Source organism: Enterobacter asburiae (genome assembly GCF_001521715.1).
GTDB classification, from domain to species: domain Bacteria; phylum Pseudomonadota; class Gammaproteobacteria; order Enterobacterales; family Enterobacteriaceae; genus Enterobacter; species Enterobacter asburiae.
The window spans coordinates 1-12,633 of the sequence record NZ_CP011863.1 but is presented as its reverse complement, the minus strand read 5'-3'; the positions used below and the strand labels follow the sequence as shown (position 1 = coordinate 12,633).

Below are 12,633 nucleotides of genomic sequence, written 5' to 3'. Positions count from 1 at the left end.
GATGGTTGCAGAGCGGGTGTGCTTAACACCTCCCCTTCACGAGTTCGTGTACCTGAAGTTTTCTGAAGCGGTAGCGGTTGACACTTTCCCCCTAGTTTTCCCTGGTAAGGCATAACAAACCATAACAGGCTGACACCTGCCCTGCTTCGCATCAGGATGAACAAAAGCTAACAGCCAAGGCTCAACAAATCTCAACGCCAGCCCTTTACACTTCTGCTGTAGCTGCTGTTCGTAGGCGTCAGGATCCGTTAGGTTGGGTTGACACTTTTCCCAGTTTCTCGCGAAAAAGTGTCAAGTTTGAGGGGCTGGGGGTTTACAGTTTTTCGCCGTCCAGCAGGCAGAGTGACATTAAACCAGTTTTGTTCCAGTCATCCGGCGTATCGGGGTGCATTGTGGCAACGTAAGCCAGCTCAGAACGAAGAAACCGTAAAGCGCCTGCTGCACGGTCTTTGCCATAGAAGCTGTGGGTTTCTTCATCCGGCCGGAAGAGAATCAGAAATTGTTCATCGGGCTCGTGCTGAACATCAAAACCCAGCTCAGCGGCTGCTGCCTCTATTCGCTGGCCAGCATTAATATCAGCCGGCAGCTCTTTCCCGCCGTCATGCCCCATACCCACGCGGCGGCCTGCGCCCACGTCATTGCATTGTGATGATCACCAGCACCAGTACCAGTACCAGTACCAGTACCAGTACCAGCAGAATTTTGTTTAGCCTGCGATGCTTCGACATCCACTTTATCGCCTGAAATTACAATTTCACCGCGGGCTATCCAGCCGTAAACAGTTTGCCGGCTGACGCCCATATGCCTGGCGTAGGCTGATTTACTTAACAGCATCGTGATGTTTCCCTCCGGGCAGAAAAAAGCCGCCCTCAGGCGGCCTGCTTCTCTTCTGAATTTATCTGGCGCTGGCTGCCTTTGAGCATCGCGCTGACATGTTCGCTTAACTGATCAAGGCCTGTCATACGGGGCAGAACTACTGATGGATCGTCGTTCTTCCCGTAAAGGAGATTGTTATACCAGGTTCGGACAGCTGTAATTTGTGCGACGTCTTTCCTTACCGCATCGACCAGCTCGGCAACCGCGCTAATCACCAGCCCGTTCTCCGATGCGATACGGGAGAAGCCGAGACGTTTTAGCTGTTCCGTATCGAGTCCAGAACACACTGCGTGCGCCCTTAGTAAAGCGTTCGCCAGCTCCTGATGCTTTCCACTGTGCATCGACAGCAGCATTTTTTCCTGGCTGCGGCGATCCAGTCGGGCGAATGCCTGACGCATTTCACTGTCACGCATGAATCCCTGAACATCATCAGTTGCCAAGGGATTAACCGGAGCGAGCTTATTCTTCAGGTAATCGAGAATGTTTGCGGCCTGCTCGCTTACGGCTGCCACCCAGCGGGTAAAGTCTTTGAGCGTGTCCGGGTTCCGGGCTTCACCTGCCCTGCGGTTTTTTGCCTGTTCGTTCAGATCCGGATCGTTGCGGATAAGATGGTTTACAGAGGAAGAATCGAAGCGTCTGTTTGAAGAGATAGCACGTTACTTCTTTCCGGTTGAAATATTCGCCATCACAACAGGGCTACGCCGGTCTAATGTTACGAGTCTTGAATGGTCACTGGTTGACTTAGATAAACGGATGGCATGGATGCCCCATGATGAAACGAAAGCCGGCAGGCATTAGCAATTTCCGCTGTCATGACCACAGGCATACGAGGGCAAGCTGGCTGGTTCAGTCTGGCGTGTCCCTTCTTACACTTAAAGAGATGGGTGGGTGGGAAACGCTCGAAATGGTTCAGAGGTGCGCTCATCTTTCAGCCGGACACTTAACAGAACACGCAAGCAAAATAGACTCAACTATTAGTCGAAATGTCACAAATACGGCTTAAAAGGAGAAGGTGGTTTAATTAAATCTTAGATAAGTACTTGAAATGACTGGTGCCGATAATAGGAGTAAAACACAGCAAATAAATACATGTATTTACTGTGATTTATTTTTAACAATGAGATAGATACCCGAATTGATACCCGTTTTGTTTTCGCTCCCGATTGAGGAACAAAACACGCTATTCCGTAGCCCTGTACCACGCTTGCCAACGATACTTATCCAGCCGTAACTGGCGCAGGCATTCCGCTGTTTCGATGTCTGCTTGCAGATCTTCGTCGCTGTCTGTTCCAGCTTTACTCGCTCCCTTGCACGGCTCCTGCATCAAATCCGCTGATGGAGTTAGCCGCGTCGAGGGCTCGCTGACGCAGCTGCACAGCGTGATCGTCAAAATCACACTTAACATGATTCGGGTCGTTAACATATTTCACCACGTCTCGGTAAATGGTCCGGTAAATCACTTTACCCTCTGCACTGGCCGCCGCCGCTTTCTGCTCGCCGATGGCGACGGCTTTCTCAGCTTTCTTCTGCTTCGCTTTTGCCTGGCTGTTAACGTGCTCGCTGTGCGCATACCACCCTTTGAGGTAACCTACATAAAAGGTACCGACAAAAAACGCCAGCAGAACGGCCAGTGCTAACAGCTTTGCTTTTATCGTCACTGGTCTATCCCCCAGCACGCTAACGCGCTTTCCTGATCCCGGCGCTCAACCTGACCATAGCAGCCATTCTTCTGGCCTTTGGTCAGTCTACAGTCACGGCCCCCGTCTTTGATCCACCAGCGGATCGCCTCACATGCACCTTTTCGGTCACCGGCATTCATTCGCTTATAGAACGTTGACGGGAAGCATTTGCCGGGTCCGATGTTGTACGGACAGAAGGATGCAATCCCGGCTTTCTGCGGCTCTGTCAGCGGTACCTTGATGTTGCGGTCTACCCATGCCAGAGCCTTATTGCGTTCAATGGCGTTTACCTGGTCGCATTTCGCCTGCGTCATTTTCATGCCCGGTATCACCGGCTTGCCATCAACCATTGTGGCACCACGGCAGATCGTCCAGATGCCACTGCCATCTTTGTACGCGGTGAGACTGTTTCCCTCTTTCTCATTCAGGAACTGATCGAGAATGACCGATGCTGGTGCACCAGCGAGTACCAGCCCCAGAACGGCGGCACTTAGTTTCGCCCGGCTATTCATGATTGAATCTCCGTTTCAGTCATCACCCGCTGGACTTTAGCGACAACTTCGTCGGCTTGTTCGAGGTTGTGTGAATCCGACTTGCTCAGGAACTCGATAACCGCTCTTGTTCGCTGGCGGTCTAATGCCAGACGTTCTGCGGATGCGTGGCGATCAGCTTTAATCTTTGCCCGGCGGTCAAGCCAGCCAAGAAACGAGAGCAGGAAACCGAGAACTGCAAGCACGAGATATGTTAAATCAAGAGTGGTAATGCCGAGATAAGCTGCAAGGGTGGTTAACCCATTGCCGATCCAGGACAGCCAGTTGTTTTGCGGATTCATCCCCAAACCTTACCCCGGAGGGAAATTTATGTAGTCCCGCAAGAGTATGGTTAGGCTAAGGTCGGAATCCTGACCATATGAAAGGTAATGAACTGCTTCGGGTTCGTTGGTATACTTTTCCCCCTTCTTAATAATTAGATCTTATTCATGATTGCCAACATTCAGTATTTGCGGTTTCTTGCTGCTTTCCTCGTGATATATGCATATGCCAACTTAGCTGTTTACGGCATCACGCCTCAGATAACAAACCTGGGTGGTGTCGGTGTGGATATATTCTTCATCATCAGCGGATTTATCATGCCGTACATCATTTACGGCGGGCTCTATAATGATGGCATGATGCCGAAGTTAACGCCGGTGGGGTTCATTAAACGCCGCATCACTCGCATATGGCCTTTGTACCTTGTAGCAACGCTGGTGGTCATATGCATATCATGGTTTGTTGACTCTGGCGTCATTTCTCAACCAACCGCAGACTTTGCTTATATCTTTAATGGCTCGAGACTGGACATGATGTGGTTCGTCAAAACAATGACGTTCATGAACTTCGACAAGCCCCCTATTCTTGGTATCGGCTGGACTTTACAGTTTGAATTCTTGTTCTATTTCTTACTCGCTGGCTTGCTTGCGATTGGTATTAAAAAAGCCAACTCACTCGAGTTTTATTCAGTCTGCGCTCTTGTAGTTTTCGGTGCTGGCAATGCTCTGGTTCATGGCGAAAGTAAGGTTCTGGTAACGCTATCCAGCCAGATGTTTATCGAATTTATCCTTGGCATGTATCTGTACCGTATGTATTCCGCAGGATGCGTACTGCCGAAGTGGCTAGCGTGGGTGGGCATCGCTTCTTTCTTTCCGCTTTTTGCGTTCGCTAACTCGGGTGTTTTCGCTTATAACGATTATTCCCGGCTGCTCACATGGGGCATCCCGGCGTTCGTGATTGTCTGGTCGGCTCTGAGCCTTGAGGGGGTCATTCCTCATAACCGCTCTTTCCTGCTGCTTGGCGATTCCTCGTACAGCCTGTATCTGTCTCACGGTATCTCAGCACCGGTATTTCTGTTTATCTGGACACAGTTTGGCCTCGATAAGACTGTTAGCATCGTGCCTTATGTAATCGTCTATTACATCTACTGTCAGGTTATCGCCCTTGCCTGCTACAAATTTATTGAAAAGCCTGTTAATGGCTGGATAAAGAAAAAAGCATACGGAAAAGCTAAATGAAACACTTAAAGATACTTGCATGCCTGTTTATTTCTCTTTCCGCTAGCGCGGAGCTTCCAGCGCTGGCTGATAAATACACAACGTGCAATGATGATTCTTGCAGCAATTATGTCGTTAATAAATTCAACATCCACCCTTCATTCTTTGGTGGTCATTATGTTTATTCGGACATGGTTTATGCATCCAAGGAATACAAGAACGAAGGGTTGCTTTTTACTCCTGAAGGTCCAGTGATGATGTTTAATCAGATGACAGGCAAACTTTTAGTTGCCGGTAAAGATTTTTCCGTCCATGGCGATCATGTGTCGTTCCCTTCTTCAACAACCGTTGACCTTGCACCTGTTGGTTTCAGCAAGCCGGATAAAGAAGATAAGGATTTTAACGTAAGAGTCACACTTGAATATCCATTCCATCAGATGTCTGTGTCATACAAAAAAAATGAAAGTATGCGCCTTTTAATGAGTGGTAGCATTACAGACCTGAGAAAAATAATTAAAGATAAGAAAAACCTAAAGATAACTTACTTCGGGGATAGCATAACGTTTGGCGCAAATGCTACTGGGATCTACTCCGCTCCCAACCAACCACCTTTTACTGACCTTACTTCAGCGTACCTTGCGATGATTCGTGGCGGGGATGTGCAGTGGTACAATCCATCTGTACCAGGATGGAACAGTGCTAATGCAGTTAGCGATGAAACTGGTCGAATGCTAAAGTTTGATTCAGATGTGTATGTGATTGCATTTGGCGTGAATGACAGCAATGATATAGAACCTAAAACATTCGTTGCTAACATTGAAAAGCTTATCAAAGACATTAAAACCAAAAATAACCATGCGCGAATCGTATTAATGTCACCAACACGCCCAAACCCAGAATGGGTATTGCCTAAGAAAGAGTACTTTGAAGGATACAGGAAGGGGCTGAGAGGACTCTCAAAAAAATATGAGCGCACCACCTTCATAGATATTACAGATGTGTGGAATCAGATTCTGAAACGCAAGAATATATGGGCAATAACAGGAAATGGGGTAAATCACCCTGGTGATTTTGGTCACAGAGTAATAGCCGAGGCGCTACTCACCGCCTTCCTTGGCGATGACTTCTCTTAAACAATCTTAAGGAAGTTAGAAGCGTCTTTGTAAATGGTGCCCGCCGGGGCACCAGATATTTCACCCAGTGTTTTAACGTTCTTTAGCGCAACCATTCCAGCGGTCGATAGCTCAATACATGCAGCATCATTGTTCATATTGATTTTCAGGGTTCCTACTGCGCTACCACCATTGGCACTTGTCCATTCAAGCGTCGCGATAGTAAGTGGATTGCCGTTGTTATCTGTCCCTTGCAGCAAGAGCTTACCAGTTCCTGTCCCTGGTATTCTGAGGGCTGCGCGGCCTCCCCCTTCCAGTACGACGTCCACGATTTCTTTAGGGTATTTTGTGTGCACCCCTACACGCGAGGGGTCCCCCAGCCCGCCGCCACCAGGTACAACGGCAATACCTGGAATAAGCGATTTTGCAAACAGCATCACTGAGTCTTTATGTGAATTGACTGCTGGATTACCGTCATTGATACCACTCCCAATCGCAATCGAGCCACCGTAAGCCTGAACGTTTTTCCCTGCGGCAAAGGCCCCATCACCTGCAGCTCGAGTATTCTCACCTAAAGCTGTAGCTCCGATACCGTCGCTCGCCTCACCGCCCGGGTCTGTGCTTAGCCCTTTACGCGCCTGCGTTCTGTAACCCGCAGCGAATGCAGCTCGAGACAAAGCATCGCTTTCTTCACAGAAAGCCGCAGATTTTGCGCCAAGGGCGATAACATTTTTCCCGAAGGCAAATGAGCAATATCCCTGAGATTCGGATGGGTTGATTGGGTTATCCGGATCACCAGAAGCACTACCGGCACCACCAGCTAATGAGGCAACACCATAAGTAACGCAGTCATGCCCGAAAGTAGATGAGTAAACTGCGTAAGCAGCACCATTACGGTTAAATGAAACCGAATAATCCCCAATCAGAGCAGGGTTCCACCATGAATTTTTAGGATCTGGAAGACCGCGCCAGAAGTTTCTCTCATCATCCAGCGGCAAAACGTCAGCCCCGCCAACCCGAAGCCAGCCTTTTACATTATCAAATGCGAATGTAAGCCCCTCTGTCAGTGAAGACCCTGCCGGAATCCCATAATTAACTTTCGTGCCGATCCGCCTCAGACCGTCCAGCTCAGCTAATAAAATGAGAACGTCAGCTGCGCTACCACTCTCAGGCAGGACCGTTATGGGGTTACCGTTACTATCAAAAGCAAGAAGCAGGTTTCGCCTGCCAGACACTCCTGGCAGCATACCAATCGAACTTTCAGGCACTCGCAAAGTGCGAACCAGGCTGAAATTATCGATATAATTTTTTGTAGCGGCATCCTGAGGGTTCACCGGATCCGCAAGCTTTTCAATCCGGTACCCTTCGGCATTAAATGGACCACCGAAAAGCGGCCGGCGAAGTGCCAGCCCAAGATAAATAAATGACCGTTGAATAGCCATCCATAGACGATCAAAGTCTTTATTAACCGTATCAGCCAATAAGTCGCCGTTGTCCTGGTAATCTGTGAGCCGGTATGTTGGTACCACGCGCTCCAGCATCACGACAGAACCGTTGGCGGGTGGAGTGATAAAAATGACATCTCCGCCACCGACGTTGCCCGCACCCGAGACGCTATAACCGCTGGTGACCGGTGTCCCGTTAATGGTCACCTGTATATCACTGGCGTTGATAATATAAAATTCGAAGGGAAAAACGGTCGTCAGACCGTTAGCGTTGTAAATTATGTACGGAGTCTGGTTCGGTACCGACATGATGGGAAACCTCTGGCAGGTTAGTAATCGACGTCGACCAGATGATCTCCGTCACTTAACTGCCAATCTTCGCGCGCATGCCCGGTCGGAATCCCGACCACTTTCCCGATGCGTACAGGGGTCTGACTTATTGCTCCCGCGCCAGAGTCTATAAAGTCGTCCGGCTGGTTGGTCAACGCCGGGTTAAAGTCACGCATCTGGTCGTACACAGGGCCGTCGAGCACGTCAGTATGTGCCCACAGGAATCGCGACGACAGCGGCGCTTCAAACGCGTCAAGGATACGTTTCTGCTTGTTAGTGATGCTGAATTCTTCCCGAACACCACAGCTGGTACCCTTGAGCGCCTGACGCAGCAATTTACCCGCGAAGCTGCCGGGTCCGTTTACCTCAACGCACACAACCGGGATCTGATATTTGAGCACCAACTCTTTTATCTGCGCCACCTGGCCGCCAGTGATTTTGTCGTTGTCGTCGAATTCGGCCAGCTCCCCCGTAAGCTCCTGGCAGACATGCCAGTACAGGTGGCCGCGTGCGTCGGTAAGTATCAGAGAGAACGCCGAGGCGTCGGCCTTAACTTTACCGGTTGCCACATCCCACCAGGCGACCGCACCAACGATTTGCACGTTACCCAGCCACAGCGAAGCCGTACGGTTCGCATAGCGAATTTGAGGATGAATGTTGTATTCCCGGATGCGGTCAGGGTCGAGGCGAACGTCTCCAACGGGTTTACTGTGCAGCTGATACTGGCTATCCCACTCGTTAATCGTGCGGGTTTCTTTGCGGCGGTTTTCCATTTCTTCACGGGTGAACCGTTCAGGCCAGGCGCAGTCTGCATAAAAATCGATAACCGTGTCCGGTGCGGCCGCAAACTCAACGCCGTCGGCGGTCAGCTTATAATCCACATTTTCGACCAACAGCCGCGCCGCCTTGTGGATGCCAGCAAAAACATAATCCGGGCGAAAAGGCACGGCGTAGCGCAGCTGCGAGGCCTCTTTCGCTTCAATGCGCTTTTCTTTATCAAATAACCGGATGGTAAGACAGTCGGCCCCCATAGACTCCACCTCATCATAAAGGCTGTCATGTGTGTGCGGTGTACCGATATAAAGCTTGCGGCCGCCGGGGATCAGGATGTGGGTTTGCTCTCCCAGTCGATAGCGCAGCTTTTCGCGCGCCTCCGGAGTCTGGATATTACGTGGTACCTCCACGTCGTCGTTCTGGCATTCGTTGGCGCGCGCCGAAGTTACGTTAGACAGGATGCCTTTTGCGTACATGCTGCCGTTACGTAAATCCAGCGCGCCATTAACCCACCATTGCTCAACGGTTCCCTGCCCGTCAGGGAGCATGCCTTTGGTCAGCGGATGATTACGCAGGACGTTCTGAGTGTCACGGCTGGTTTTATACGCGGTTCCGTCTGATTCCGACTGGTGAAGAATGCGGTACTGACGATCGCAGTAGTATCGCCAGGCATTATAGACCGCAAGGATCGTTGATTTACCGAAACCACGGAAACAACGAAGCACCGCGAGGTTTCCGCGATGCTCCAGCCAGTGGCAGGCCTGATAGTGGCAGTCCGGAACGTCCCAGTTCATTCGCTCCGCCCACATTAAAAAGAAGGCGAGGAACGAAATCATTTTTTCCCTTTCTGCAGGCGCTCAATAATGGCGGCCGCCTCTCGCTCAGCTTTTGAAACCTGCTGGCCCAGCGCAAAGGCTTCATCATCCTGACCTGGATTATCGGATGGCGTACCGCCGCGCGTTTGCATGCCAATCAGGGAGTGCACCTTAATCAGCAGCGTCAGCGATGCGGCTGCATTCTTCTTATCCCAGTAGCGATCGCCGCGTTCATCCTTGGTCAGTTCGCTCGGTTTCTTCCCCGCCCCCGGCCAGTTTTCCGGATCGGCTTCTTCGAGCACCACGTCGGTGAGTTTATCACTCAGTGCGGTAAGGCGTGTTTTGTAATCCTGATGCATAAAAAAGCCCCGTAGTGAATACAGGGCTATGATGGAGCAGTCCAGAGGTCGGAATCCCGACCGATTACCGCATGCCGGGGTCAACCTGATTTATCAGCGGCGCTATCCAGAAAAGATTATTACCCGGCAGCAGCGTACGCACGTTATGCAGTACCCGATCGCCAGCATCACCGTTGAGCACGCCAGCGGTCACATCGGTAACGGTATCGAGCAGGCCGAACGTTGGACCAAGCGCAGAGCCAATAAAACCACGGCTGGCATAACGTGACTGCGTTCCGGTACCGAGCAGTGCACCCAGCCCCACCATACCGCCGGAGGCTTTTTCTGCCATGTTGTTATATTCCATCAGCGGGCCGAGAATACCGGATCGGTCGATACCCTCAATGGCCAGTTTCTGAGGCGACCAGTCAACCTCTTTACCATTTGCAGATTGTTTAAGTGCGTACGTCAGTGCGCCGAGGCCAATCTGGAAAGCGGTACCGTAATAAAACTGGCCGGTTCCCTCCTGCAGGCCGCCCAGCGTTGCGCGGTTGTAGGACGCGGTAGCGAACGATTTAAACTGGAAGATAGTTTTACCCAGCGGCGTGCTGGCCCACAGTGGTGTATCACCGATCCCCGGTGTGATAACGGTATTGTTAACGTCTTTGAGCACCGCCGACTGGAAGACACCAGCCACATGCTGATCGTCCCATTTTTCAAAATTGCCGATATGCCAGCCATTGATTACCTCGCCGTGCTTTTCGAATTCGCTGCGGATACGCGCGGCCATATTGTCGTTAATGCCGAGCTTGGCAAGGCGGCGGCCAGCGAACGCGCCGGACAAAATGCCGTCGGAGGTGATCATCCCGTTTACCGATTTGTTCATATCGTCGAAGTGGCCCATCAGCGTGAGCTTGCCGAACGCATCGGTGACGCGCTCCATTCCCGCTTCTACCGCTGTAGTGCGGGCGGAACTGTCTACCAGGTCACCCATCGTACGCGCACGGGTATGCAGGATGGTTTTCCAGCCCGACGGCCATTTTTAACTGTTCGGCCCGGCTGGCCTTGAATGCCGGCGACCGGGTTATCAGCGCAGAGTAGCCGCGCATGGTATTGCCAAACCCGTTAACCATCACACCGCGGGCGAGATCAGGAATAGCGGAAACGGTCATACCGCCCAGCTTGGTAACAAAGTTAGCGCTGCGAAGGAACGCGCCAGCACGTACGAAAAATGATGATGGATCGTCCGGCATGCCGTAGGTACCCGCCAGACGGTCGCGCAGCGCAGTGATATCACGAATATCGTTATCGCGGGCTTTCGCCAGCTTCGCCTGGTCTTTGGGGTTCTGACGCATCAGCGCATCGTATTCATCCTGAATATCCTTGAGCTGCTTTTCCAGCGATTTGTTACCGAATGCGCGCGTCAGCTCAACCTCTGCTGACGCCTCGCGGATATGACGCTGCGAGTACATAATTGGCGTCGCTCTCCAGATAATCTTTCATCAGACGATCGGGAACGCTGGAGCGTACGCGACGGGTGCTGCCTGCCGCTTTCACCATAAAGACGTTCGCAAAATCCTGAGGAATTTTTGCGCCGACCGATTTTATTGATCGTGGCATCAGCAGTAATTTCCGCCTCTTCGCGGGACATGGTTTTTTCGCCGCGCGACCACCAGTCGACCAGCATCTCGCGGAATTTATCACGCTCGTTGACGATCTTGCCGACTTTGTACACGCGGGGAAAATAGCTTTCCTGGCCGATGGCTTTCAGTTCCTCGTCCGGCGGCAGCAGGCCAAGCTTTTGCTGAGCCACTTTCACCCGGTTAACCACGGTGCGCATTGCCTGCGCCGCTTCCTGCACCACCGGGTTAGCATGCACATCGCCACTGCGCATGGCGTTACCGACTTCCTCACGGAACTGGAAAAACTCAGGTCACCGCCAGCGGCTTTATACTGGCTGTAGGCCTGCTTGTTCGTCACCACGACGGCGGCCTCTTCACGACGCCACCCGCGAACGCGGGTTTCTGCCGCGACGGGTGTCTCAATACCCCGGGCGTTACCCTGCAGTGTGTAGTTATTTTCTGCCAGCTCCAGCGCCGTACGGCGGGAGGTTTTGGACGGTGACTCCATAAAGACGGGTGAACGGCGTCAGATAACTGCCCGCCTTGCGTGCCAGTTTACCAACCGGACCGCCAGCTGCAGGAGTGAGATCCTCGAGCGTTGCCTCACTGATTCTCGCCGCGCCGACGCTGCCCCCTTCGGGGAGCGAGGCAGCAGCTGTGTCCGTCGCTGACGTGATGCTCATATTATCGAGCGCGTCAGCCACTTCGCGCGTGGCCGCAGTGCGAACAGATGGCGATAAAGCAGCCCCGGCAGCAGCGAATACGCCGCTCATCAACGCACCCGCTGCGACGTGGGAGGCGCTTTCCCCCCACGTGCGTGTTATCTGCTGATTATTCAGCACAACCTCGCTCGCTGCTGTTGCAGCTGCACCGATTGCAGCCTGCGACGCGATACGGGCAACCGCGCCGCCCTGCGCACCGGGGATAAACATGGAAGCTACGGTGACAGGGTCTACCACTCCGGCTGCAATGCTGGCGAGGACACCTTCGCCGCCAGCCTCGGAAAGTACCCTGCGGTCCTCGTTTTCGTCGTCAATCTGTTGTTTCAGCCAGGCGGTCTCCTCCGGCGATCGGGAATCAGCAAACGCCGAGCCCCACTGTTCGTACCCGTGCAGCTCGGTTTTATCCGCATAAGGGTTATAACCCTCTACCGGCTCAAACTGTTTGGCCGGGCGGAACATTTCGCCAAGCAGGTTATTCTGGCGAAATGCTGCCCCCAGACAGAGGGCTCATCCTGTTGAGGCTCAGGGTTGGTACCTTCGGGTAAAGGCACATCAAATCCTGTAGGTGCTGCCAGAACATTACCCGCCGGAGTGAATCCGTTATTCAGTTCTTCAGGAGTGGCGTATACCGGCATTATTCAGTGCTCCACGAAAAGTAATTTTTAACCCTGTCCATACGCTCGTTATGCAGACGTTTATATTGTTCATCGAGCGCGCGGTGTTTATCTTTGAACCCGCGAATATCCTGACCGCGTTGCAACTCATTGCGATCATGTTCTTCGCGCTCTTCCTGCATTTTTTTGTATGGCGCCCACTCTTCCAGTAACGGTTTCCAGCGCATCGGCCTGCCGTACGAATCGTAGAACGGTTGTACCGCCTCGATACCATCCT

10 protein-coding genes and 3 pseudogenes are annotated in these 12,633 nt (G+C 52.0%); 3 read left to right on the top strand and 10 right to left on the bottom strand.

Annotated features, from left to right (window positions below):
- Positions 1-313: 313 nt before the first annotated feature.
- Positions 314-616 carry a hypothetical protein gene (locus ACJ69_RS00055; protein ID WP_233424639.1) on the bottom strand — a complete coding sequence of 101 codons (303 nt, stop codon included), beginning with the start codon at positions 614-616 and terminating at the stop codon, positions 314-316.
- 253 nt (positions 617-869) lie between these two features.
- A complete protein-coding gene (locus ACJ69_RS25095) occupies positions 870-1,289 on the bottom strand; it encodes a hypothetical protein (protein ID WP_155616766.1) in 420 nt (139 codons plus the stop codon).
- Positions 1,290-1,476: 187 nt separating this feature from the next.
- Here ACJ69_RS25095 and ACJ69_RS25875 point away from each other — a divergent pair.
- Positions 1,477-1,879, top strand: a pseudogene (locus tag ACJ69_RS25875) (tyrosine-type recombinase/integrase); the annotation flags it as partial.
- Positions 1,880-2,171: 292 nt separating this feature from the next.
- Here the strand turns inward: ACJ69_RS25875 and ACJ69_RS00045 are convergent.
- The 3 genes from ACJ69_RS00045 to ACJ69_RS00035 are packed head-to-tail and all read right to left on the bottom strand — an operon-like array spanning position 2,172 to position 3,387.
- Positions 2,172-2,534 (bottom strand): hypothetical protein, encoded by a 363-nt coding sequence (locus ACJ69_RS00045; RefSeq protein WP_022647173.1) that lies wholly within the window; start codon positions 2,532-2,534, stop codon positions 2,172-2,174.
- Positions 2,531-3,067, bottom strand: a complete 537-nt coding sequence (locus tag ACJ69_RS00040) for a lysozyme (protein WP_059346222.1) — start codon at positions 3,065-3,067, stop codon at positions 2,531-2,533. The genes ACJ69_RS00045 and ACJ69_RS00040 overlap by 4 nt, the downstream gene beginning before the upstream one ends.
- A complete protein-coding gene (locus ACJ69_RS00035) occupies positions 3,064-3,387 on the bottom strand; it encodes a hypothetical protein (protein ID WP_054830347.1) in 324 nt (107 codons plus the stop codon). Before ACJ69_RS00035 ends, ACJ69_RS00040 begins: the two co-directional genes overlap by 4 nt.
- 147 nt (positions 3,388-3,534) lie before the next feature.
- Between ACJ69_RS00035 and ACJ69_RS00030 the strand changes: the two genes are divergently transcribed.
- Both ACJ69_RS00030 and ACJ69_RS00025 read left to right on the top strand, forming a co-directional pair.
- Positions 3,535-4,605, top strand: coding sequence for an acyltransferase family protein (locus ACJ69_RS00030; RefSeq protein WP_059346221.1), 1,071 nt, complete (start codon positions 3,535-3,537; stop codon positions 4,603-4,605).
- Entirely contained in the window at positions 4,602-5,717 is a 1,116-nt protein-coding gene (locus ACJ69_RS00025; protein WP_059346220.1) for an SGNH/GDSL hydrolase family protein, read from the top strand. The genes ACJ69_RS00030 and ACJ69_RS00025 overlap by 4 nt, the downstream gene beginning before the upstream one ends.
- On the opposite strand, the gene ACJ69_RS00020 is transcribed toward ACJ69_RS00025, so the two are convergent.
- The 5 genes and pseudogenes from ACJ69_RS00020 to ACJ69_RS25550 form a co-directional block, all read right to left on the bottom strand.
- A complete protein-coding gene (locus ACJ69_RS00020) occupies positions 5,714-7,450 on the bottom strand; it encodes a phage tail fiber domain-containing protein (RefSeq protein WP_059346219.1) in 1,737 nt (578 codons plus the stop codon). The two genes, ACJ69_RS00025 and ACJ69_RS00020, sit on opposite strands and share 4 nt — an antisense overlap.
- A 20-nt stretch (positions 7,451-7,470) precedes the next feature.
- Positions 7,471-9,081 carry a phage terminase large subunit gene (gene terL / locus ACJ69_RS00015; protein ID WP_059346218.1) on the bottom strand — a complete coding sequence of 537 codons (1,611 nt, stop codon included), beginning with the start codon at positions 9,079-9,081 and terminating at the stop codon, positions 7,471-7,473.
- Positions 9,078-9,419 carry a hypothetical protein gene (locus ACJ69_RS00010; protein WP_047359753.1) on the bottom strand — a complete coding sequence of 114 codons (342 nt, stop codon included), beginning with the start codon at positions 9,417-9,419 and terminating at the stop codon, positions 9,078-9,080. The genes terL and ACJ69_RS00010 overlap by 4 nt, the downstream gene beginning before the upstream one ends.
- A gap of 64 nt (positions 9,420-9,483) precedes the next feature.
- Positions 9,484-12,377: pseudogene (locus ACJ69_RS00005) on the bottom strand (hypothetical protein).
- Positions 12,377-12,631: pseudogene (locus tag ACJ69_RS25550) on the bottom strand (hypothetical protein); the annotation flags it as partial. The pseudogenes ACJ69_RS00005 and ACJ69_RS25550, both read right to left, overlap by 1 nt.
- Between the last annotated feature and the right edge of the window lie 2 nt (positions 12,632-12,633).

What these genes read in the sequence shown, in the direction of transcription:
- ACJ69_RS25095 (WP_155616766.1), bottom strand. Translation starts at nt 1,289, where the DNA reads ATGCGTGACAGTGAAATGCGTCAGGCATTCGCCCGACTGGATCGCCGC.
- ACJ69_RS00040 (WP_059346222.1), bottom strand. Translation starts at nt 3,067, where the DNA reads ATGAATAGCCGGGCGAAACTAAGTGCCGCCGTTCTGGGGCTGGTACTC.
- ACJ69_RS00035 (WP_054830347.1), bottom strand. Translation starts at nt 3,387, where the DNA reads ATGAATCCGCAAAACAACTGGCTGTCCTGGATCGGCAATGGGTTAACC.
- ACJ69_RS00030 (WP_059346221.1), top strand. Translation starts at nt 3,535, where the DNA reads ATGATTGCCAACATTCAGTATTTGCGGTTTCTTGCTGCTTTCCTCGTG.
- ACJ69_RS00025 (WP_059346220.1), top strand. Translation starts at nt 4,602, where the DNA reads ATGAAACACTTAAAGATACTTGCATGCCTGTTTATTTCTCTTTCCGCT.
- ACJ69_RS00020 (WP_059346219.1), bottom strand. Translation starts at nt 7,450, where the DNA reads ATGTCGGTACCGAACCAGACTCCGTACATAATTTACAACGCTAACGGT.
- terL (WP_059346218.1), bottom strand. Translation starts at nt 9,081, where the DNA reads ATGATTTCGTTCCTCGCCTTCTTTTTAATGTGGGCGGAGCGAATGAAC.
- ACJ69_RS00010 (WP_047359753.1), bottom strand. Translation starts at nt 9,419, where the DNA reads ATGCATCAGGATTACAAAACACGCCTTACCGCACTGAGTGATAAACTC.